Origin of the sequence: Clostridioides sp. ES-S-0108-01, assembly GCF_020662285.1 — a bacterium.
Taxonomy (GTDB): Bacteria; Bacillota; Clostridia; order Peptostreptococcales; family Peptostreptococcaceae; genus Clostridioides.
The window spans coordinates 80952-103682 of record NZ_JADGMN010000014.1 but is presented as its reverse complement, the minus strand read 5'-3'; the positions used below and the strand labels follow the sequence as shown (position 1 = coordinate 103682).

Genomic DNA, 22731 nt, shown 5'->3' with positions numbered 1-22731 from the left:
GATCAAACTCTCAAATAAAAGTTTATCAGGCTCAGATACTATTGTTATCAAAATATCTGGCTTTATGGTTTGTTTCTTGTTTTATAAATTAACCTACTGTTTAATTTTCAAAGTTCATTTTTTATGTTTGCCCTTTTCTTAGGTACAAGTAATACTATATCATCTTAAAAACATTTAGTCAATACTTTTTTTGTTTTTTATTTTAAAAAAGGTTATAACTCTTTGTTTTTTTAATAAACTTAATTAAAACTAATAGATATAACCCTTGATATTACAAACAATACATGCATATACACTTTTACCTATTTTGCAATTTTATTTTCATAAGAATATGAATTAGCTCTAACTCTATCTGCCCAAACGTTTATACTCTTAACTTTATTAACATTAGTTGTACTTTCAAAAATATCCATTGCATCTTTACAAAAATATATCATAACATCAAGAACCAAAAATCCAATACAAAATAAACATAAAAAATTAATTACTTGAAACATTAGACATTCCCCCAATAATTTTTTATATATAGTATTCTCATAAATTATTCCTTTTACCTTCTCAAAAATTACTCTAAATATTTTCATAATAAATTACTTTCAATCATATTTTCTAAATATAAAGTCTCAATCAACAAAAACTAATATCAATTTCTAATGTTTGTTGGGAATTTATAAATTAAATATATAAAAGGCTCTTTAAAGCATATAAAAAGCATTCTACATTGACATTTTAAATAAAATAAAGCTATTTATTGCTAATTTAATAGCTAAACTTTATTTAAAATTTAGTAGAATGCTAATGTTTCTTAGTTCTCTTCTTCTTTATTTGGATTGTTATCAATAGGTTTCATAGTAGGGAATAATAATACATCTCTTATAGATGGAGAGTTAGTTAATAACATAATTACTCTATCTATACCTATTCCTAGTCCTCCTGTAGGAGGTAGACCTACCTCTAATGCTTTTAGGAAATCTTCATCCATTTCAAAAGCTTCATCATCACCTAATTCTCTTTTTCTCAATTGGTCTATAAATCTTCCTTTTTGGTCAATTGGGTCATTAAGTTCAGAGAATGCATTAGCTAATTCCCACCTATTAGCAAATGCCTCAAATCTATCAGTTCTTCTTGGGTCTTCAGCATTTCTCTTAGATAATGGAGATACTTCAACTGGATGATGAGTTATAAATGTTGGTTGGATTAATTTATCCTCTCCAAATTCTTCAAAGAAAGCATTTATTACTTCTCCTCTTCTCATTCCAGGTTTTATCTCTATACCTTTTTCTCTAGCAACCTCTAATGCTTCTTCATCTGTATTTATAGTAGAAAAATCTACCCCAGAATATTCTTTAACACAATCTTCCATACTCATTCTCTTCCAAGGAGGTGTAAAGTTTATTTCTGTTCCTTGATAGTTAATTATCATACTTCCTGTAGCAACTTCAGCCATATGTGCAATAACATTTTCTGTTATTTCCATCATATCAGTATAATCTGAATATGCTTGATATAGTTCTATTGCAGTATATTCAGGATTATGTTTTAAATCCATACCTTCATTTCTGAACATTCTTCCCATTTCATAAACTTTATCAAATCCACCAACAATAAGTCTCTTTAAATATAATTCATTTGCTATTCTTAAATACATTGGTATATGTAAAGTATTATGATTAGTTATAAATGGTCTAGCATTTGCTCCACCTGCTATAGTATTTAATATTGGAGTCTCAACTTCTAAAAATCCTCTATCATCTAAGTATGCTCTTAATGCTTTTAATGCTTTTGTTCTAATTAAGAAAGCATTTTTTACTTCTGGATTTACTATCAAGTCAACATATCTTTGTCTATATCTTAGTTCTTGATCTTTTAATCCATGATATTTTTCTGGTAGAATCTGTAAAGATTTACATAGCAATACCACAGATTTAGCCTTTACAGATATTTCACCCTTTTTAGTTTTAAATATTTCTCCTTCAATTCCAACTATATCTCCAATATCATATGTTGAAAATACACTATATTCTTCCTCTCCTATAGCATCTAGTCTTACATAAGATTGAATTCTTCCCTCTTGGTCTTGAATATCTATAAAACCAGCTTTCCCTTGTATTCTCTTGCTCATTATACGTCCTGCTATTTTTGTAGTTTTACCTTCAAGAGAATCAAAGTTATCTTTTATCTCCATAGAATAATGAGTTCTATCATATCTACTTTCTTTAAAAGGATCTCTACCTGATTCTTGTAATTTTTTTAGTTTATCTCTTCTTACTTGAAGTACTTCACTAAGGTCTTCTTGAATTTGTGCTTCTTCATTGCTTTGTTGATTATTTTTCATTTTTTTCCTCCAGATTATCTTCTTATTTCTAATATTTCAAACTTAGCAACTCCATCAGGAACTTGCACTTCCACAACCTCTTTTACAGCTCTTCCTAAAAGTGCTTTCCCTACAGGAGATTCGTTTGATATTTTACCATCATATGGGTCTGCTTCTGTCGAACCAACTATAGTATATTCAACATCTTCATCAAATTCTAAATCCTTAACTTTAACTATTGAACCTATTGTAACAACATTAAGGTCTATTTTGCTTTCATCTATGATAACAGCTTTTCTAACCATATTTTCTAATTTTAGAATTCTTTCTTCAACTTGTGCCTGTTCCTTTTTAGCCTCATCATACTCAGCATTTTCAGATAAATCCCCAAAAGATATCGCGACCTTTATTCTCTCTGCAACTTCTTTTCTCTTTACAACTTTTAAATTTTCTAATTCTTCTTCTAATTTATCATATCCCTCTTGTGTCAATAAAAACTCTTTATTCTCTTCCATTATAAATACAACTCCTTCACAAATTTCTTAGGAATTTTCCTAATTATATTTTAAAAATTTTATAATCTTTTTTTAATTTATGCGCTATATTATAAGTCACTATTATTTTTATGTCAAGGAGTCTTCCATATAGTACTCCAATTTCGACACAACTTCTTGATAATCTTCTATTTTATTAATCTCGTCTCTTAATCTTGCAGAGTTTCTAAGACCTTTTAAATACCAAGCGATGTGTTTTCTCATTTCCCTTACAGCTACATACTCTCCATGTTCTTCTACTGCAAGTTTTAAATGTTTAATGGCAGTACTTATTTTTTCGTTAAGAGTTGGCTCTGGCAAAATCTCGCCTGTATTCATATAATGGTTTATTCTTTTAAATATCCAAGGGTTCCCTTGAGCACCCCTACCTATCATTATAGCATCACAACCAGTTTTGTCTAACATATTTATTGAATCTTCTATTGTAAATACATCACCATTTCCTATAACAGGTATGTTTAAATTTTTCTTAATCTCTGCAATTATATCCCAATCTGCTTTACCTGTATAAAATTGCTCTCTAGTTCTTCCATGTATTGCTAAAGCACTTATTCCACAAGCTTCTGCTATCTTTGCTATCTCAACAGCATTTACACTATTGTCATCCCATCCTTTTCTTATTTTTAAAGTTACTGGCTTTTTTGAATTCTTTACTACTGCCTTTAATACCTTCTCTGCAAGCTTAGGATTTTTCATAAGTGCTGAACCATCTCCATTTTTAACTACTTTTGGAGCTGGGCATCCCATATTTATATCGAGAATCTCATTTGAATAATCATTCATTATCTCTGCTGCTCTTCCCATAAAATCTGGCTCTGAACCGAATATCTGAACCGCTACAGGATGTTCTTCCTCTTCTATCTTAAGCATTTTTTTAGTATTTTCATCATTATAGCAAAGTGCCTTACCATTTATCATTTCTGTATATAAAAGTCCACAGCCTTGTTCTTTACAAATTAATCTAAATGGAAGGTCTGTTACCCCTGCCATAGGTGATAGAAAAACTTTATCTTTCAATTCTAAATTTCCTATTTTCATTGTTTTTCTCCTATTTTTCCTTTATTTTGTAATTTAACTTTAAATTCATATTTCCTCATTATAATATACCACACAAATCTAAAAATCTATCATAAAAAGGGAATTGGATATATAACCCAATTCCCTGTATACTAATTATTCTTGGTTTTTTTCATATATTATTCTCAATCCTTCTAGTGTTAAAAAACCATCTACATAATCTATACTTTTCGTCTCTGAAGCAATCAGTTTAGCTAATCCACCTGTAGCTATAACCTTAACATCATCACAATTCAATTCTTTCTTCATCATACTTATTATTTTGTCAACTAAACCAACATATCCATAAATTATTCCAGATTGCATGGCTGATACAGTACTCTTACAAATAGTCATACCTGGCTTAGCTAATTCTACTCTAGGTAATTTAGACGCACTTTGAAATAACGCCTCACTAGATATTTTTATTCCTGGTGCTATTGTTCCACCTAGATATTCACCTTTTTCAGAGATAGCACAAAATGTAGTTGCTGTTCCAAAATCAACAAGTATACTTGGTGCTCCATACTTTTCTATCCCTGCTACAGCATTAACTATTCTATCTGCCCCAACTTGTTTTGGATTATCATATTTTATATTTAGACCTGTTTTTATGCCTGGACCTACTATTAATGGCTGTTTGTTACAGTACTTTATACAAAAGTTTTCAAGAGAATGCATAACATTTGGAACTACAGATGATATTATAACATCATCAATATCATTTATATTTACATTATCATAATCAAATAAGTTACTTATTAGAATTCCATATTCATCAGATGTTTTTTCTCTATCTGTTTTAATTCTCCAATAATTAACTAATTTGTCACCTTTATATATACCTAAAACCATATTAGTATTTCCAACATCAAATACTAGAAGCATATGTCACTAACCTTCTTTCTATTTTTTGCTTTTCTTAAGTACAGTGGCAACAGCAGCTACTACTAAAGCTCCTACTATTGCTTCTGGCACTCCATTTGCTGCAGCAAGAGCCATTATTGCTTTTCCTGCTGAACCACTTTGACCCATTGCATGAAGATACTTGTCAGCATATAGGACATATATCATTCCTAAAACTCCAGCTGTATTTAACAGAGAACCTATGGCTCCTGTAATTAAGCCTGATATGTATACCTTATTTGTAGACTTAATTACTAGCTGATATACATAATAAGCCAATACACCTATCATAACTCTTGGTAATATTGAAACTAATGGATTTATAAAAACAAAAGATGTTACTGTTGAGTTTATTATAGCATTTAAGAGACTTGATATCCCAAATATAAATCCTATTGCTCCCCCAACTATTGGTCCCTCCATAATAGCTCCAATAATAACTGGTATATGCATTATAGTTGCTTTTGTAGGTCCAACTGGAATAAATCCCAATGGAGTCATAGATAGCATAATAGAAATAGCTGATAGTACTCCTATTATAGTCATCTTTCTTACATTTACTTTTCTTACTGATGCACTTGTGTTCATCATAAAAAATACACCTCCGTTCCAGCTCATTACGATGCCGGACTACTTAATTTTTTTGTCTTTTTTCTTGTAATTATGAGTCAAGCTACCATTGTAGGATGCCCGCTCTAACAAGAATAATTTTATCAAGATGAGTTGCTATTGTCAACAATTTGACAAGAAAAATATGCTAATTTCATCATATTTCTCATTTTTTTACTATATCTTTATATGCTATTATATTTTCTACACTATCCGCTTTTTTTACTGCATTTATTATACTTTTTTCCACAACCTCTACAGCCAATGAACCTACTAATGTTATATCTGCTTCTATTTCTTCTGTTGATATTGTGAATATTGTATCTCCATCATGAGGTGTATGGATAGGAAAAATAGCTTTAGCATATCCATCATGTCCCATTTGAGATATCTTTTTACATCCAGCTTTGGTTAACTTAGCATTTGTTGCAATTATCCCAATTGTAGTATTATCTATACTAAATCCACCCTTACTTTCGCCTTGTTTCATTAATTTATATGTATCAATTGTTTCTGTCTTTTTATCATTTAAAGCACCAGCTATAACCTTACCATTTTCATAAACATCTCCAAGAGCATTTACAGCAATTAATGCAGATACAATTAGACCATTATCTAATTTTATGGAATAACTACCTATGCCACCTTTCATAGCATATTCCTGACCTCTTATCTTTCCAACAGTGGCTCCACATCCAGCTCCATAATTTCCTTGATTTAAAATATCTTTACTTGCAACTTCACAAGCTCTATAACCCATTTGTAAATCTGGTCTACACTTAAAATCTCCTGCACCTAAATCAAATAAAACTGCTCCAACAACTATAGGTACTTTTCCAACACCTACATCAAATCCAATTCCTTTTTCCTCTAAGTATCTACTTACACCACAAGTAGATTCAAGACCATATGCAGAACCTCCAGCTAAAACTACTGCATGAACTTTTTGAACCATATTTACAGGGTCTAATAAATCGGTTTCTCTAGTTCCTGGAGCAGAACCTCTTACATCAACACCACAAGTAGCTCCTTCTTCACATATTACTACTGTACATCCAGTAAGACCATCTCTATCCTCCACTTGCCCAACCTTTAGACCTTCTACATCCAAAATATTATTATACATATCCTTTTTCTCCTCTTATAGAAACTTCACCTGAAATGATTTCTTTTACATTTCCATCACTACTTTGAACTAGCAGATTTCCATCCTCATTTATGTCCAAACATTTCACTAATTCCTTATCAGTGCCTTTTAATACATATATATTTTTATCTATAATTGCAGAATAATCTCTACACATTTTTAAAGTTTTTTCTCTAGAATTATTTACAATATAGTCTAAATATAATTTTTCAAATTCAGTCAATACATTTCTAACAATATCTACTCTAGATAATTTATATCCTTCTTTATATAGTGATGTAGCTTTTTCGGCTATTTCTGGTTCAAAATCCATTGTCTTAACATTTATTCCAATTCCAAGAACAACATAATTCGTTCTTTCAATCTCAGCAGATAACTCCGTTAATATACCACATATTTTTTTACCATTTAAAATAACATCGTTTGGCCATTTTATTAGGGTATTTGCTCCTAATTTATTTAAAGCCTTTGTTACACTTGCTCCTGCTATTAAAGTTATAAATGGTGCTTTAAATGGCTCCATATCTGGTTTCAAAATAATACTCATCCAGACTCCTTCATGAGGTTTGGATTCCCATGTTCTTCCCAATCGACCTTTTCCCATTTCCTGATGTTCACTTAAAATCACAGTTCCATCTATATTATTTGTAGCTATTCTTTTTGCATATTCATTAGTTGAGTCTATAGTTTCAAGATGTATGATATTCTTTCCAATAAACTCCGTATCTAATTTATAATAAATATTTTGAGGACTTAATAAATCAGTCGGGTTTTCTGATAATCTATAACCTTTCTTATTTACAGACTCTATATTATATCCTTCTTCTTTTAGAGCCTTCATATGTTTCCATATAGCTGCACGTGATACCCCTAATTGTTTTGATAATTCCTCTCCTGAAATAAATTCAGATTTATTATTTAATATAATCTCTATTATCTTATCTCGCATATTTCACCTCTAATATGACATGATTTCATGACTTATTTTCTTCTAATAAATAATTATACATTATTAATCTACTTTTAATACTATTAATTTTAAATTTCCTTTTTAATTATTATCATAGTTAGGTTTATATTTTATATTGATGATTTTATATTTTACTTAAATATTTTTAAAATAATAAAAAACTGAAAGTATCAATCAAATTAACATATGCAAATATACTTTGCTTATCAATTTAATATTATACTTTCAGTTTTAGTATTTAATCCATATCAGATAATATTCTTAAAATGGTCAATATTTTAAAACTATTTATCTTCATCAGATTTATCTTCTAAATTTTTATTTATATCAATAACATTGTTTCTTTCTTCTTCATCTTTTTCTAACTTTATAGTCAATTGCTCTTCAATTTCTTTAGAAGAATTTTCCTCTGTAATTGCATTTTCAATATCATTTAGTGGTAATTCTTTATTGAACGCTTTTACAAATTGCTCTGCATCTAGAGTTTCATATATAAGTAAAGCTTGTGCCACATACTCTAATCTATCCATATTTTCTTGTAATATACTTCTTGTCTTATCATATGCACCATCAACTATACGTTTTGTTTCTTGGTCTATCTCAAAAGCAACTTCTTCAGAATAATTTCTCTTACTTGAAAAGCTGTTCCCTAAGAATACTTCATCATCACTATCAAATGACATTGGACCAAGCTTAGAGCTCATTCCATATTTTGTTACCATACTTCTTGCAGTAGCCGTAACTCTTTCCAAGTCATTTGAAGCACCTGTAGACACATCTTTAAGTACTAACTCTTCTGCTACTCTACCTCCAAGTAAAACTACAATATTTTCTTTCATTTCATTTTTTGTAGCATAGAACTTATCTTCAACAGGAAGTTGCATTGTAAATCCTCCAGTTCTTCCTCTTGGTACTATTGTAACTTGGTGAACTGGGCTTACTTCCTCAAGTACATGGGCACAAACTGCATGCCCTCCTTCATGATATGCTGTAAGTTTTCTTTCTTTTTCACTTATTACTTTTGATTTTTTAGCCACACCTGCTATAACCTTTGTTATAGCTTCTTCTATAGTAGCCATCTTAATTTTCTTTTCTCTTTTTCTAGCTGTTAGTATAGCTGCTTCATTCATTAAGTTCTCTATATCAGCAGGAGTAAATCCTGGTGTTCTTCTAGCTAAAACATCCATTTTTACATCATCACTTAATGGCTTATTTCTTGAGTGAACTTTAAATATAGCCTCTCTGCCTTTTACATCTGGCGTACCAACAACAACTTGTCTGTCAAATCTTCCTGGTCTAAGTAAAGCTGGGTCAAGTATATCTGGTCTATTTGTAGCTGCCATGATTATTATACCTTGGTTTACTCCAAATCCATCCATCTCAACTAGAAGTTGATTAAGAGTTTGCTCTCTTTCATCATGACCTCCACCAAGACCTGCACCTCTTTTTCTACCAACTGCATCAATCTCGTCTATAAAGATTATAGCAGGAGCACTTTTCTTAGCTTGTTCAAATAAGTCTCTTACTCTCGAAGCACCAACCCCAACAAACATTTCAACAAAATCAGAACCACTTATACTAAAAAATGGAACTCCTGCTTCTCCTGCAACTGCTCTTGATAGATATGTTTTACCAGTTCCAGGAGGTCCTACCATAAGCATCCCTTTTGGTATTCTTGCACCCAATTCAATATATTTCTTAGGGTTCTTTAAGAAATCTACTACCTCTTGTAAATCTTCTTTTTCCTCATCTAGCCCAGCTACATCTTTAAATGTAACTCTAGTTTTTTCATCATCTTTATGAACCTTAGCTTTTGATTTACCAAAGCTCATAACCTTTCCGCCTCCACCTTGAGACTGATTCATAAACACGAACCAAAGAATTACCATGAAGAATATTAACAGTAATGTAGGCAACATTTCGACAAACCAAGGTGTAGATGGCTTAGCTTCACCACCAAAAGTTAGTTTTCCAGCCTTAGCTTGGTCTAGCACCTCATCTGCAAGTTTATTTCCCATCACTTCTGTTGGAACATATGACTTAAACTTTGTATTTGTATCTTTTATAGTACCTTCTACAGAAGTTTGATTTACAAAGTATAATCTTGATATATTCTCATCTGTTAATTCTCTATATACTTCAGAGAACTTTAAATCTTTTATTTTTTCTGTAGGCTTACCTGAGAATTGAACTATACCTACTATAATTATAAAAACAAGTAGATAAAAACCTGCCCCTTTTAGCAACTTATTCAATATAGAAGCCCTCCTTTCATACATTGCTTTGCTCTATAATTTGTTAAAATTAATTTTTAATACTTCTTTTGTTCTTTCATCAATTTTATAATTTTCACTGATTTTATAATCTCCAACACATATTATTCCTTCACTGTCTGTGATTATAGGAATTTTACATCTTTCTTCTCTTGGGATTTTTAAATCTATGAATAAATCTTTCACTTTTTTACTTCCCATAGCAAGCTTTATCTTATCCCCTTGCCTTCTGCTCCTTATTACTATACCCCCTTTTACCTTATTAAAATCAAACCCTTTAGATGAATTGTCTAATTTCATACTTTTATACCTATCTATACTCATTACTTGGGTCTCAATAATTTGTTTTAATTCTTTTATTTTAATAAACCCATTACTAGGTACATTGTAATAAAATTCAATTTCCTCATTAACAATTTCCTCATTGGTTAATATTATACTGTCTTTTTTTCTATAAACAAATATATTTCTTGGAAGAGTTAACATTTTATTTACTTTTGAATTATCTTCTAAAGACATTATATCTTCTATATGTCTTTGGTCAACAAAATTAGTATCTCCTAGTATATGTTTTATAGAATTTCTAAGAACCCTAACTTTGATAGCCTCATGTAAACAAACAAAATCGTCTAAATTTATCTCTACAAAGCCTTTTTCTTTTACATTTGAAACTTCTCTAAATTTAGCCTCTGCCTCTTTCTCAATATAATCGTTATCACTTTTTAAACTATTGCTCATCCTCACTATAGATTCTATTACATTTGAATTAAAATTATCCTTCATATATGGTAAAAGGTCTAACCTTATCTTATTTCTAGTGTATATATTTTCTAAATTTGTTTTATCTATTCTCGGATTTAAATTATAAGCTTCACAATACTCCTCTATCTCACTTCTTTCTACGTCTAATATAGGTCTAATTATGCAGTTATCTCTAATATAATCAATTCCCTTTAGACCTTTTAAACCTGTTCCTCTCATGATACGCATCATAACAGTTTCGGCTTGGTCATTGAGATTATGACCTATTGCTATTTTATTGGCTTTAATCTTATCCTTAATTTCATAAAACATTTCATATCTTAGCTTCCTTGCTCCTTCTTCTAATGATAATCCCTCATTTTCACAATATTTTGGTACATTAATAGACTTTACAAAGAATATAATTCCCATATCCTCACAAAGTTTAGATACATATAATGCATCTTTTTGAGCTTCTATCCCTCTTATTTGGTGATTTAAATGTGCTGCATATATTTCTATATTAAAATCTTTTTTTAATCTATTTAGTACATGCAATAAACAAACTGAATCAGGTCCTCCAGAAAGACCTAAAACTATTTTATCGCCTTTTTGTATTAAATTATGTTTATTTATAGTACTTAGTACCTTATCAAATATCATATTTATCCCTCTTACACTTAGTTTTATTCACTTTTAAGTATACTTTCTATAAAAAAACGCTAAACCCTTGTATCAATTTTAAGAAATTAAAGTTTAATATAAATATAATAATACCAAATAAATTAAATAAAAGGTAGTTTTTTCACTACCTTTATAAAATTTCTGGAAAATAGCTATAGTTATTATTTAATACCTATGTATATATCTATTTTATTCCTACCTAAAAATAAATCTTGTATCTTTATATTATAATCTATTTTCAATTTTATGTGTTCCCCTTCTTGTATATTTATATCTAATTCTCTTGTATCAATATCAATTAATAAAGTACCTTGTGGGGTCACATACTTCGTAGTACTACTCTCTCCACATTTAAACAGCATTGTTGAGTTAATAGCACCAAACTTTTTTATACTAACTTCATTTTTAAGTATCTTTATGGTATTAGTTATTTCTATGTTTTCTTCCTTTTCCTTGTAAATAACATATATTCCATCATTTTTATAAAAAATTTTACCAAAGGCAGTTATCTCTATGGTGTCCATATTTCCTTTTTCATCATATTGTCTAGTATTTATACTTATTTTTACACTCAACGATTTTTCCTCCATAGATTCTTCATATAAACTAGTATTTTTGTATTTCTACGTTTTGAATCTTATCAATTTTTTTCTTTAAAAATTCTCTCGCTATATCTGAAAATTTTTCATGTATATCTGATACATAATATTGATAAGTTCCATGAACTTCTGTATTGTTTATAATATTTTGCACCTCTAAAATCGTTTTTAAATCTTTAGCAGTCTCTTTAGCTGGATTAACTAGTTTTATATGTTCTCCAACTTCTTCACCGATTGTTCTCTTCAAAATAGGATAATGAGTACATCCTAATACTAAAGAATCTATATTTTTTTCTTTCAATTCTTGTAAATATATCTTTGCTGTCAATTTAGCTACTTCTGTATTTGCCCATCCTTCTTCAACAATAGGTACGAATAGAGGGCATGCTTTATTAACAATTTCTATACTTTCATCTATTTTAGATATTTCCAAGTTGTATGCTTTTGAACTTATAGTTCCTTCAGTTCCTATTATTCCTACAATTTTGTTTTTTGTAGAACTTACAGCCGTTCTAGCTCCTGCTTCTATAACACCAATTATTGGTATATCATATTTTTCTTTAGCTTCTTTTAAACTTCTTGCAGTAGCAGTGTTACATGCTATAACTATAGCTTTTACATCCTTTGTTTTTAAAAAGTTTATAGCTTGAAAAGTATATTTAATTATAGTCTCTTTAGATCTTGAACCATATGGTATTCTAGCAGTATCTCCAAAATATATTATATTCTCATTTGGCAATATCTTCATTATCTCTTTTAAAACTGTTAATCCGCCTAATCCCGAATCAAAAACTCCTATTGGTTTATTGCTCATCTTTATACAACACCTACTTTACATTTTTGTGTTTAAAAACAACTCGTTTATCACTAAAATTTTTATTTATATTCATAATTAATATATTATTACCTAAATGATTATTATAGTTTATTTTGCACAAAAAATAAAGGAGCTATCTCAAATTAGAAAATAATTTCTATAAAAAGACAACTCCTTTCACTACTTAAAAATTAAAATTTATTTTGCAAATACATGATTTCCTATTCTCATATACGGATTTAGTCTATTTATCCACTTACAAGTGGCTATTTCTGGATTCCAGAAATATACTGCTTTATTAGTTGGGTCAGTTCCATAAAGAGCTTCTTGAGCTGCTTTACATGCTGAGTCTGTTGGTGCCATCTTTATTGAACCATCAAGCACAACTGAGAAAGCATTTTTTTGATATATGACTTCTTCTATTGTGTCTGGAAATCTAGAATCCAATACTCTATTTATTACTACAGCTGCTACAGCAACCTGTCCCTCATAACTTTCTCCTCTAGCTTCTCCTGCAACCAACTTAGATAATAGCATCAAGTCATCATCAGATAAATTTATGACTTCTTTCTTTGCTATATTTTTTTCTTGTTTATTTACTTTCGTAATCTTCTCTGTTGGTTCATATGCAAATACCTCTTTAATAGGCATAAATATAAAAGTCAAAGCTAATAGTGTAGCCATCAGTTTACTCCACCTGTCCATGATTAAAACCACTCCTTACAATCTTATTTTTAAAATTTTTTCTCTAAATCCTTTACTACTTCAAGGACTTTAAACTTAATTTTTACTCTACTTGTTTTCTTCGGTGTATCTTGTTTTATTAACTTATATTCTTTATCAGTTAAAACTTCTTTCAACTTATCATCTGTAGATTTATCTATTACTCCATTAGACTCATCAACAAAGCATAGTGGAGGGAACATAACACACCACCAATTTTTTCCTTCACCTTTTCCAATAATAATCTTTAATGCTTTATATTCACCAGCTGGAAGAACTATATTAGAATATTGTTTAGTAGGAAAATTGCTATATTGTATACCTACCTTTACACTGTAATTATATCCATTTTTAAGAATAATATTTTTGCTTATTTCTTCCAAGCTACTATATTCCTTTTTTATAATAGCTTCACTTTCTTTTATACTTTTTGAATTTTGAAGCTTTGGTTGTAAATATTTTATTACTTCATCTCTAACTTTTAGTTTAAGTTCTTGGTCTTTATCTGTATTACTATTTGCTATAACATGAAATCTTATTAATTTATCTTTATAATCTTTTGATATATTGTCTACTTTTTTTACCTCACCATTTATTACTATTGTCATTATTGATATGACTGATATAAGACTTAATATTAATAGTCCCAATCTAATCTTAATTTTTCTCATTGCAAATTCCCCCTTAAGATAAATTTATATCATCAATTATGTCCAATTAAATTTAATTTATTCATAATATTTTTTAATATTAATAAAAGACTGTCGTATGAGCAAATTAAATTTATTCTGTGAGAGCTCTTTTGAACTTGGGATTTATTTTTTTATACAAAAAAAGGGCGTAGCACTATTTTCTAGTGTGACAGCCCCAATCCTTATATTTTATAAGTCTTTACTAATCATAGCCTTATCTATCATAAACTGCTCTGCTTTTTCTATATGCTCTGTAGCGTACTTCTTAGATAACTCACTATCACCTTTAATTATAGCATCAAGTAAATATCTATGTTCTTCAACAATATTATGTGATGTATCATAAGCAGACATGTAAGTAACTCTAAATCTATATACTTGTTCCCACAATGAGTTTATTAGTTGGATTAATTTTTTATTGTTAGTTGCTTTAAATATACATTCATGAAATTCTACATCAAGTTTTAATAACGCATCTACATCGGATTCTAAAGTACTTTTCTTGAATTCTTCTGATATATCTTTAAGCTTTTTAATATCTTCATCACTAATTCTTTCGGCGGCAAGATATGCTGCTAAGCCTTCTAAGCTTGCTCTTACTTCTAATACATCCATAATATCCTTTAATGACATATTTGCCACATACGCACCTTTCCTAGGCAACATAACAACTAAACCTTCTAATTCAAGCTTTCTTATTGCCTCTCTTACTGGAGTTCTACTTACTCCTAATTGTTCTGCTAGTTGCACTTCCATTAGCCTTTGACCAGGCTTTAATTTTCCTTCTAAGATTGCTTCTCTTAAATTCTCAAAGACTACATCTCTTAATGGCTTGTAATTATCCAAGTTCAGTTTAGTTAAATTCTCCACAAATTTCAACCCCTTTTTGACTGCTATTAACAACATACACCTGTTTATATTTTTTTAATAATTCTTTTTTTCCAATTAGAGCATCTTCTTTATTTTTGAATAGTCCAAAAACTGTAGGACCACTTCCACTCATCATAGAACCTAAAGCATTATTTTTCATCATTACTTGCTTTATATCACTTATTTCTTTATGTTTACTTATAGTAACATTTTCAAGAATATTTACCATGCTTTCTGATACAGCTTTTATATCTTCAGATTTTAAACACTCTATCAAATATTTATTATTTGGTCTTTTTTTAATATTATTCAAATCCAATCCTTGATAAACTTCTTTAGTAGAAACGAATAAGTCTGGTTTGCATATTAATATATTTATATCACATGGTAAACCTTTGATGTTTGTTAGCTTTTCTCCAACACCTTGAACTAAAGCAGGTCTTCCTGATATACAAAAAGGAACATCTGCTCCTAAATTAAATCCTATTTCTTTTAATTCATCTTCAGATAATCCAAGTTCCCATAGTTGATTTAGACCTACTAATACTGCGGCTGCATTAGAACTTCCTCCAGCCATTCCTGCTGCTACAGGAATATTTTTTTCTATGAATATTTCTACACCTTTTTTTATATAAAATTTATTCTTAAGTATTTTAGCAGCTTTATAAACAATATTATCTTCATCTAAAGGAATATCTAAACTAGTGCTTTTTACCTTTACTTCATCTTCATCTAATTCTTTTATCTTTACTATATCGTATAAATCTATCGTTTGCATTATCATTTCAACAAAATGATAACCGTCTTGCCTTTTTCCTAAGACATCAATGGATAAATTTATTTTTGCTCTACTCTTTAGTCTTATAAAATCCATTCTATCCTCCTTGTTTAAAGAATAATGCATCACTAACAATAATATTATACTACAAAAAATAAAATAATAGGGTATTATAATACCCTATTATATTTAATTACTTTAAATTTTTTAACATTAGTCTACTAATACGACTTTTTTTTCTAAAATAAGACACTTGCCAGGCTTAATTGGTTCGTCAAGTTTTATATCATTAAGTTCTGCAATCTCATTTTCTGTTGTATTGTATTTTTTTGCTATGTTCCAGAAAGTATCTCCTTCTTTACATATATATACGATTATGCTAGGAGCTTTAGATAAATCATATACACCTTGGTCTTCACCCTTGATAATAAAGTTTTCTGCTTTCTTATCTAATGCTTCAGTAAATCTCTTAATTTTTATAATCAAGTCTATCTGGTCTCTATTCAAATCAACCTCAACTTTATCAATACATGCTGTATTAAAAACAGATGCTGTATCAGTTAAGTTATCCATTTCTATATCATGTTCAAATGGAATTTCTTCACTAATTTTATAAACTAATTTTAAACCTTCAACTGGAACAAATAAAATTTCAACTTTTATGATTCCTTGTATAATGCTTTTATTTCCTTCAATATAGCTATTTTCTATAGACATAGTCGGACAAACGCTTACAATATCTTTTATTTGTATATCATCATTATCATTTCTTATGCCTTCTCTAACCATAAACGTTTCTTCACTATTTCTTAAAGTCTTATTTAATTGAATAGGTTTATGGTCAAATTTTATTATTTTTTGAGGAGAATATGCATCTTGTAATACTTCTCTCGTCACTTCATCTGTAACCTTTACTTTACAACAAACCACACAATCTATTTCTAAAAGCCCTGTATTACTTTCACTATTTTGTTTGAAAATATGATTAAAGTCTGACATAGACAACAATACTTCCTCAGTCATACCATCACTAACTCCCGGAACTTCTACAAATTGAGTAAACTCAATACCTACTCTATCCAACTCTACAAGTTCACCCTCATATGTACAAGCTAATGGATTTATTTCTAATACTCCACCAATAATAACTTTATTGTCAGTTACTCTACTTTCTTTTACTTTAACACATGGATTCAAACTTATTATAGATTGAATTTCTTCTGTGTTTATAGTTATAGTATCTCTTATAGAACTTTCTGCTTTTTCTATTCCAACTATATCTTGAAAACAGATTTCTTTTCTGTGTTTTTGTATGCCTTCTACCTGTGCCACATCTTTTACAATGTCTAATCTTTGCTTTTCAAACAAACTACCTCTTATATTCATAAGAGCTCCTACTTTAATTTTTCTCTCATTCATTATAGTACAATCCATATGCTCTACTTCTGAAAATAACATGTATTCCATATCTTGAACAACATTATCTTTTTCTATTACCTCGTTTATATCTACTTTTCCGTCTACATTAGAAATAGTATTTTTGTCATCTGCAATATAGATTACATTATAATTAAAACTTCCTCTACAAAGTATCTTCCCATCTGCCATCTCAATTTTTTTAAGTGATATGTATCCTTCTGTTTTTACAATTTCATATACATCTAATTTTTTGTCTGGTACAACTGCCTCCGCCTCGATGAATGTTTGAAATTTTCCAAAGTCTATTCTATTGTCAACCTTAATTACATCTTTAATTAATTCCATAGCTTACCTCCTTGAGTATTATAAAAATATCACACTATATTTATATTTAAGGAGCAAAAAAAAAATTACACCTATTTTTAATAGGTATAATTTTAACTTATCTGTAATTTATCTTGATCTCTAAAAACTTGCAACTTTACATTAGATGTTAATAAGTCTGAGTAACTATAAGATACTCTAGGATACCCATTAATTTCATCATCTAATTTTATAACAAACACGCTTGGATAAACTTTTTCTAGTATACCCTCTTTTGTAATAATCTGCTTTCTTCCTTTATTAGCTTTCAACAATATTTTCTTTCCTATATGTCTCTCTAAGCTTACTCTTATCTTGTCTAGAGTTTGAACAGTAGCCACAATATCACCTTCTTTAACGTTTATATGTTTACATAATATCACATATAAACATTTTTGTCAAATGTTTAAACTAATTATTTTATATATTTTTTGCAAAAATGTCAATACTATTTTTGAAGATATACAGTATAATTATGCTAATTTTTGTTAATGTAGTATTGTTTTTGGCATTGCCCATCTAAATTTTCCTCTTGTTTCAGAACCACCAATACCCTTAACACCTGTAATAGTCTGCTCTATAACCTCATCAATAGGCACTACTACATCAATTCTTGAACAAGCAATTTTCTCCACTACAAAAACAGGGTCTAAAGCATGTATCATTATTCTTCCAGGTGAACTTGCATAATTTGCTCCTGCACTTATTATTTTTTCATAATTTGATTGGCATGCTCCTGCAAATATAACAAGATTATCCAAATTTGGTTGCCATTTACGTGCTTCTTTTACTGTTTTAATAAAATTTAAAGAGTTTCTATAGTTACTCATATCTTCTATATCACCTCTTTTTATTGTCATTGCATCATGACCTGTTATTACTAGTATATCCGGATTATATTTTTCTAGTAATGCTCTTACTTCTTTATACTGATTTTGTTCTGAGACGGCTACACCTACTGCAGGTATTCCAAGTTGAGCATATATATCCAAGCAAATTTTTAAATATTCCTTATCTCCATCTATCTGTAATACCTTTCCAGGCATTCCATATGTGTTAGGATTTAATTGAAGTTTTGGAACTGCTCTTGTCATTCTTTTTTGTCTTTCTTTAGCTTTTCTTACTGACTTATATAATAAATTTTCTACATTTTTATCTATTAATATATCTTTTATATCAGGTGCTTTTACTAGTTCTAAGTCATCAATATAAGCATCTGCTATTACTCTAAATGCAATTCCCTTTAGTATAGCTATTTTCTCATTATTTTCATCTACACCAAAAGAGACTATTTTAAATACTATATCTTTGTTATGTGACTTTCTAGCTACAATGTCTCCTACCTTCATAGTTAAACCTCCAATAAATTTTTATCTTAGTTTATACTATGTTCGATATAAAACTTTGTTTCCTAATGTCAAAAAAACATTTCTTATAATACTTCTTTTATCACTCTTAAAGCATTTTTATAGTATATCTTTTCTATCTCATCTTCACTAAATCCTTCTTTTTTTAGAGGTTCATACAATTTACCCATCTGAGATATATCTTCAATCTCAACCTTTGAATCTATTCCATCAAAATCTGAACCTAGAGATACAACATCTATTCCTCCAACATTTACAATGTGTTTTATATGTCTAACCATATCTTCAAGTTTACTTTCGCTTTTATTATCACTTAAAAATAAATGGAAGAAATTTATACCTGTAACTCCACCTTTATTTGCTAATACTTTAATCATATCATCAGTTAGATTTCTAGAATGATTCATCATTGCTCTTGAATTAGAATGTGTAGCAATTATTGGTTTAGAAGAAAGCTTTGCAATTTCATAAAATCCACCATCTGAAATATGAGAAACATCAACTAGCATTCCCAATTCATTCATTTTATGTACCACTTCTCTTCCAAAATTAGTAAGTCCTTTTTCTCTATATTCTACTTTATTATGAGGAAAACTCAATTCATTCACATGATTCCAACTTATTGTCATCATTCTAACCCCTAAGTCGTAAAATTTCTTTAAATTTTCTAGTTTACCTTCAAGTACTGCACCTTCCTCAATAGATAAAAGTGCTGTAAGTTTACCTTCTGATTGGTTTTTCATAATTTCTTCATAGTTAGTAGCTAAAGCTATTACATCACTATTTTTTTTCATTTCCTCATGAAATTTATTTGCCATGCTCATACAATAATCAAAAGGATGCTTTACTTCTTCAGTATCAACAAAAAGAGCAAATGTTTGAGCTAACGAATCCCCCTTTTTCAATCTGTCTATATCAACAGAATATTTATTAGACTTAAGTTCACTTGTTTCTACATTTTCCATTAATTTTGCTATAGTATCACAATGTAAATCAATAAATTTCATATTTATACCCCCTGCATATTTTATATTTATATCTAAAAATAGAAATAGCTGTCCTTATAGACAACTATTGACAACTATTTTTTAATATTCTTTTTTATATTACTTAATCTTATTCTTCTTTTAAATTAGGTATTACTTTTTTAACTTCTTCAATTTGATGCCATGTTTTATCTATATCATTTTCACTAATATATTTTTTTAAATCAGTTAAAGATGTAAAATCTTTAACTGATAAATTGTCATCATCATCTGCAAATCTTAAAATAAACATGATACTACCTTACTTTCCACAACATTTCTTATATTTTTTTCCACTTCCACATGGGCATGAATCGTTTCTTCCTATTTTTGCTTCTTTAACTATTGTTTTAGATTTCTTATAAGCCTTTATTATTTCTTTTCTTTGGTCTGCTGGTAGTATATCTTCCCAACCTTGTAAATTATATAACCAATGAGCTTCAACAGTTACCATATTGTTATATAATTTTTCCCAATCTATTTTTATAGAAACTTCTTTATCAGTTTCTACATCTTCTAAAACTATATCTTCTTTTAAACTTTCACTTATTCCGTCTATGAATCCCATGAAAAATTCATTAGTAGTTCCAAACTTTTCAGCTAATTCGCTTACTTTACCTTCAACAACATCCATTTTATTATTTAATATTTCATTGTATATTCCAGCTTCAACTTTTAAATATTCTTCCCAAAATTTTACCTCTTCTTCTTGACTTTCATGATTATCACTTAAATTTCTCCATTCAGTATATAAACTCATACTTTTTCCTCCTAAGTATACCTATATTTTTATAGTTTTTATAGTATAAAATCTTTTAGTTAGATTGGAAGTTTCTTCTTTTTTAATTATACCATATTCTATTTAAAGTTAACTCCTATATTATATCATAATTAAACAATTCTTTTAATACTTTTATAGCATACTCTTGGTTTATAAAGTAAGGGCTTGTAGCAATTGTTATTACTTTAGCTTTTTTAATTAAATTTTGTATCTTTTCTAGCTTAAAATCAAATGGTATATAATCCATATCGCTTGAAAATATATCTAAATCTATATCAAGAACAAACTCTGACTCTATATCTAAATCAAATCCATATGAACTATCTATTATTATTAATTCTGAAAATACATTGTATCTTAGTGCTGGCTTTATAAAACTACCTACATTTAAAACTTCATTTGTATATCTAAATACATCCCTCATATTATTTATATCTACATTATAGTTATCAGGCTCTCTAGTATCCTTATGCTGATCCACATGTACTAACTTACACCCCTTTGTAAACTCATTTTTCATCAGAGACCTTATCCAAAAATAAAATGCATGGTTATGATTATCAAACACATATATCTTTTTATTTCCCAGGACATATTCAACCATATTCTCCAGACCTTTTGCTTTTATCTCTTTACCCTCTTCAATCTCATTAAATACTACTTCATCACCTAACTTCACATCATTCAATGTTCCACTTATAAGTTTTGGAACATATATACTCTTATCTTCTCGTGTTTCATATGAAAACACATTATTTCCAACTGGTTTTTTTATATGAAATCCAATATATTCATAGTTTTCCATAAAAATTAAATTCCTCCATTGTTATAATATATAAGCATAAATTCACCTATTTTTATATTTTCCTCATAGATAAATTTATAACCTCTCATAAGAAATCTCTTAAATTTATAATTTTATTTTGTAACACCTAAGACTCCTTCTACCTGAATAAAATGATTCATTTTAAGTAAAACTCCTAATTTACTTTTAATATTATCTTGACTATGTTCCTTAAGTTTAGTGAAAACTTTGTAACATTCAATCCTTGCAAACCACAAAGTCATTTCCGTCAGTCAAAGAAATATCCATTTCATTTATTTTCACCACTTAAAAAAAGAATAACAATACAAACCAGGCAAAGCAATATATTTATATATTTTATTCCAATTTTTATAGGTATATTTGAGGTATCCATAAATTTTCTGCTTTATTTGTATCTAAATTATGGTAGGAATAATTTATAAATACTCAATACATAATAAAACATATAGGAGTGGTATTATATGAAAAAGAGCACCATATGTTTTTTATTAGTTGCAGTAGTTAGCTGTATTACTTCATATACATTAATTGATTTAAATAATTCATCACCTGTATTTAGTGATACACAAAACAATACATCGTTAGAATTGATGTACTTTAACAAGTGGAAGGGCAAGTCATGGATAACTCTAGGTGATAGTATAACAAGGGCTAATGGATATCAGGATAAACTTAAGAACATATTAGGGTTCTCAAGAATTGATAATATTAGTAAAAATGGTCAAACAATGGCATCCCAATCTAAAAACAAGTCAACATATACACTTGGAAAAACAATTGATTATAAAGTATACGACTTGGCGACAATTTTTATTGGAACGAATGATTTTAGGTATAATAAAAAGCTTGGAAAAATTAAAGCGAGTGGAAGTGCTAAGTTTGATGAAACTACCTTTACAGGATCATATCAGCTATTAATAGAGAAAATATTGTCATCAAATCCTAGTATAGATTTGGTTTTGATTACTCCTCCCCAAAGAATTCGTGATGGATATGATATTAACTTTACCAATGAAGTTGGAAGTAAGCTAATAGATTATGTAAATGTTATAAAATCTTTAGGTGAAATGTATTCGCTTCCTGTATTAGATTTATACTCTGAAGGCGGTATATCAAAAGAGAATATGAGTACATTTACAAGAGATGGTCTTCATCCAAATGATGTTGGATATGATCGTATATCAGAGAAAATGTATAGATTTTTATTAAGTATATAA

24 protein-coding genes are annotated in these 22731 nt (G+C 28.9%); 1 reads left to right on the top strand and 23 read right to left on the bottom strand.

Annotated features, from left to right (window positions below):
- Window positions 1-302: 302 nt before the first annotated feature.
- The 23 genes from IR152_RS13630 to IR152_RS13520 all read right to left on the bottom strand — a co-directional run bounded on the left by IR152_RS13630 (window position 303) and on the right by IR152_RS13520 (window position 21493).
- Window positions 303-497, bottom strand: a complete 195-nt coding sequence (locus tag IR152_RS13630) for a hypothetical protein (protein WP_227452492.1) — start codon at window positions 495-497, stop codon at window positions 303-305.
- 308 nt (window positions 498-805) lie between these two features.
- Entirely contained in the window at window positions 806-2335 is a 1530-nt protein-coding gene (gene lysS, locus IR152_RS13625) for a lysine--tRNA ligase (RefSeq protein WP_227452491.1), read from the bottom strand.
- 14 nt (window positions 2336-2349) lie between these two features.
- Entirely contained in the window at window positions 2350-2829 is a 480-nt protein-coding gene (gene greA, locus IR152_RS13620) for a transcription elongation factor GreA (protein ID WP_021386470.1), read from the bottom strand.
- A gap of 108 nt (window positions 2830-2937) precedes the next feature.
- Window positions 2938-3906, bottom strand: coding sequence for a tRNA dihydrouridine synthase DusB (gene dusB, locus IR152_RS13615; protein WP_227452490.1), 969 nt, complete (start codon window positions 3904-3906; stop codon window positions 2938-2940).
- Between the two features lie 135 nt (window positions 3907-4041).
- Complete coding sequence (locus IR152_RS13610; protein WP_227452489.1) at window positions 4042-4812, bottom strand: type III pantothenate kinase; 771 nt, start codon at window positions 4810-4812, stop codon at window positions 4042-4044.
- Between the two features lie 18 nt (window positions 4813-4830).
- Window positions 4831-5421, bottom strand: a complete 591-nt coding sequence (locus tag IR152_RS13605) for an ECF transporter S component (protein ID WP_227452488.1) — start codon at window positions 5419-5421, stop codon at window positions 4831-4833.
- A 184-nt stretch (window positions 5422-5605) separates the two neighbouring features.
- Window positions 5606-6565, bottom strand: coding sequence for a P1 family peptidase (locus IR152_RS13600; RefSeq protein WP_227452487.1), 960 nt, complete (start codon window positions 6563-6565; stop codon window positions 5606-5608).
- Window positions 6558-7535, bottom strand: coding sequence for a biotin--[acetyl-CoA-carboxylase] ligase (locus IR152_RS13595; RefSeq protein WP_227452486.1), 978 nt, complete (start codon window positions 7533-7535; stop codon window positions 6558-6560). Before IR152_RS13595 ends, IR152_RS13600 begins: the two co-directional genes overlap by 8 nt.
- Before the next feature lie 305 nt (window positions 7536-7840).
- On the bottom strand, window positions 7841-9811 hold the full coding sequence (ftsH, locus tag IR152_RS13590; RefSeq protein WP_227452485.1) for an ATP-dependent zinc metalloprotease FtsH: 1971 nt from the start codon (window positions 9809-9811) through the stop codon (window positions 7841-7843).
- Between the two features lie 33 nt (window positions 9812-9844).
- Window positions 9845-11233 carry a tRNA lysidine(34) synthetase TilS gene (gene tilS / locus IR152_RS13585; RefSeq protein WP_227452484.1) on the bottom strand — a complete coding sequence of 463 codons (1389 nt, stop codon included), beginning with the start codon at window positions 11231-11233 and terminating at the stop codon, window positions 9845-9847.
- Window positions 11234-11415: 182 nt separating this feature from the next.
- Window positions 11416-11844, bottom strand: coding sequence for a DUF1934 domain-containing protein (locus IR152_RS13580; RefSeq protein WP_311315445.1), 429 nt, complete (start codon window positions 11842-11844; stop codon window positions 11416-11418).
- Window positions 11845-11860: 16 nt separating this feature from the next.
- Window positions 11861-12667, bottom strand: a complete 807-nt coding sequence (gene murI / locus IR152_RS13575) for a glutamate racemase (RefSeq protein ID WP_227452482.1) — start codon at window positions 12665-12667, stop codon at window positions 11861-11863.
- A gap of 201 nt (window positions 12668-12868) precedes the next feature.
- Window positions 12869-13354, bottom strand: a complete 486-nt coding sequence (locus IR152_RS13570; RefSeq protein ID WP_227452481.1) for a cell wall hydrolase — start codon at window positions 13352-13354, stop codon at window positions 12869-12871.
- 50 nt (window positions 13355-13404) lie between these two features.
- Entirely contained in the window at window positions 13405-14064 is a 660-nt protein-coding gene (gene spoIIR, locus IR152_RS13565) for a stage II sporulation protein R (protein ID WP_227452480.1), read from the bottom strand.
- Window positions 14065-14274: 210 nt separating this feature from the next.
- The gene (locus IR152_RS13560; RefSeq protein WP_227452479.1) at window positions 14275-14955 is read right to left on the bottom strand and encodes a GntR family transcriptional regulator; all 681 of its coding nucleotides are present in this window, start codon (window positions 14953-14955) and stop codon (window positions 14275-14277) included.
- Window positions 14939-15829: a 4-(cytidine 5'-diphospho)-2-C-methyl-D-erythritol kinase gene (gene ispE, locus IR152_RS13555; protein WP_227452478.1), complete on the bottom strand. Its 891-nt coding sequence runs from the start codon at window positions 15827-15829 to the stop codon at window positions 14939-14941. The genes IR152_RS13560 and ispE overlap by 17 nt, the downstream gene beginning before the upstream one ends.
- A 117-nt stretch (window positions 15830-15946) precedes the next feature.
- Window positions 15947-17497 (bottom strand): DUF3794 and LysM peptidoglycan-binding domain-containing protein, encoded by a 1551-nt coding sequence (locus IR152_RS13550; RefSeq protein WP_227452477.1) that lies wholly within the window; start codon window positions 17495-17497, stop codon window positions 15947-15949.
- A 92-nt stretch (window positions 17498-17589) separates the two neighbouring features.
- Complete coding sequence (locus IR152_RS13545) at window positions 17590-17856, bottom strand: Veg family protein (RefSeq protein ID WP_227452476.1); 267 nt, start codon at window positions 17854-17856, stop codon at window positions 17590-17592.
- Between the two features lie 147 nt (window positions 17857-18003).
- Window positions 18004-18864: a sporulation peptidase YabG gene (gene yabG, locus IR152_RS13540; protein WP_227452475.1), complete on the bottom strand. Its 861-nt coding sequence runs from the start codon at window positions 18862-18864 to the stop codon at window positions 18004-18006.
- A gap of 83 nt (window positions 18865-18947) precedes the next feature.
- Complete coding sequence (locus tag IR152_RS13535) at window positions 18948-19889, bottom strand: dipeptidase (RefSeq protein WP_227452474.1); 942 nt, start codon at window positions 19887-19889, stop codon at window positions 18948-18950.
- 109 nt (window positions 19890-19998) lie between these two features.
- Window positions 19999-20160 carry a hypothetical protein gene (locus tag IR152_RS13530; protein ID WP_227452473.1) on the bottom strand — a complete coding sequence of 54 codons (162 nt, stop codon included), beginning with the start codon at window positions 20158-20160 and terminating at the stop codon, window positions 19999-20001.
- Between the two features lie 9 nt (window positions 20161-20169).
- Window positions 20170-20667, bottom strand: a complete 498-nt coding sequence (locus IR152_RS13525; protein ID WP_227452472.1) for an SEC-C metal-binding domain-containing protein — start codon at window positions 20665-20667, stop codon at window positions 20170-20172.
- A gap of 115 nt (window positions 20668-20782) precedes the next feature.
- Entirely contained in the window at window positions 20783-21493 is a 711-nt protein-coding gene (locus IR152_RS13520) for a UPF0489 family protein (protein ID WP_227452471.1), read from the bottom strand.
- Window positions 21494-21975: 482 nt separating this feature from the next.
- On the opposite strand from IR152_RS13520, the gene IR152_RS13515 reads away from it, so the two are divergent.
- Complete coding sequence (locus IR152_RS13515) at window positions 21976-22731, top strand: SGNH/GDSL hydrolase family protein (RefSeq protein WP_227452470.1); 756 nt, start codon at window positions 21976-21978, stop codon at window positions 22729-22731.

Excerpts from the sequence above, each read along its gene's own strand:
- IR152_RS13630 (WP_227452492.1), bottom strand. The coding sequence starts at position 497 with ATGTTTCAAGTAATTAATTTTTTATGTTTATTTTGTATTGGATTTTTG.
- lysS (WP_227452491.1), bottom strand. The coding sequence starts at position 2,335 with ATGAAAAATAATCAACAAAGCAATGAAGAAGCACAAATTCAAGAAGAC.
- greA (WP_021386470.1), bottom strand. The coding sequence starts at position 2,829 with ATGGAAGAGAATAAAGAGTTTTTATTGACACAAGAGGGATATGATAAA.
- dusB (WP_227452490.1), bottom strand. The coding sequence starts at position 3,906 with ATGAAAATAGGAAATTTAGAATTGAAAGATAAAGTTTTTCTATCACCT.
- IR152_RS13610 (WP_227452489.1), bottom strand. The coding sequence starts at position 4,812 with ATGCTTCTAGTATTTGATGTTGGAAATACTAATATGGTTTTAGGTATA.
- IR152_RS13605 (WP_227452488.1), bottom strand. The coding sequence starts at position 5,421 with ATGATGAACACAAGTGCATCAGTAAGAAAAGTAAATGTAAGAAAGATG.
- IR152_RS13600 (WP_227452487.1), bottom strand. The coding sequence starts at position 6,565 with ATGTATAATAATATTTTGGATGTAGAAGGTCTAAAGGTTGGGCAAGTG.
- IR152_RS13595 (WP_227452486.1), bottom strand. The coding sequence starts at position 7,535 with ATGCGAGATAAGATAATAGAGATTATATTAAATAATAAATCTGAATTT.
- tilS (WP_227452484.1), bottom strand. The coding sequence starts at position 11,233 with ATGATATTTGATAAGGTACTAAGTACTATAAATAAACATAATTTAATA.
- IR152_RS13580 (WP_311315445.1), bottom strand. The coding sequence starts at position 11,844 with ATGGAGGAAAAATCGTTGAGTGTAAAAATAAGTATAAATACTAGACAA.
- murI (WP_227452482.1), bottom strand. The coding sequence starts at position 12,667 with ATGAGCAATAAACCAATAGGAGTTTTTGATTCGGGATTAGGCGGATTA.
- IR152_RS13570 (WP_227452481.1), bottom strand. The coding sequence starts at position 13,354 with ATGGCTACACTATTAGCTTTGACTTTTATATTTATGCCTATTAAAGAG.
- spoIIR (WP_227452480.1), bottom strand. The coding sequence starts at position 14,064 with ATGAGAAAAATTAAGATTAGATTGGGACTATTAATATTAAGTCTTATA.
- ispE (WP_227452478.1), bottom strand. The coding sequence starts at position 15,829 with ATGGATTTTATAAGACTAAAGAGTAGAGCAAAAATAAATTTATCCATT.
- IR152_RS13550 (WP_227452477.1), bottom strand. The coding sequence starts at position 17,497 with ATGGAATTAATTAAAGATGTAATTAAGGTTGACAATAGAATAGACTTT.
- yabG (WP_227452475.1), bottom strand. The coding sequence starts at position 18,864 with ATGAAGGTAGGAGACATTGTAGCTAGAAAGTCACATAACAAAGATATA.
- IR152_RS13535 (WP_227452474.1), bottom strand. The coding sequence starts at position 19,889 with ATGAAATTTATTGATTTACATTGTGATACTATAGCAAAATTAATGGAA.
- IR152_RS13530 (WP_227452473.1), bottom strand. The coding sequence starts at position 20,160 with ATGTTTATTTTAAGATTTGCAGATGATGATGACAATTTATCAGTTAAA.
- IR152_RS13525 (WP_227452472.1), bottom strand. The coding sequence starts at position 20,667 with ATGAGTTTATATACTGAATGGAGAAATTTAAGTGATAATCATGAAAGT.
- IR152_RS13520 (WP_227452471.1), bottom strand. The coding sequence starts at position 21,493 with ATGGAAAACTATGAATATATTGGATTTCATATAAAAAAACCAGTTGGA.
- IR152_RS13515 (WP_227452470.1), top strand. The coding sequence starts at position 21,976 with ATGAAAAAGAGCACCATATGTTTTTTATTAGTTGCAGTAGTTAGCTGT.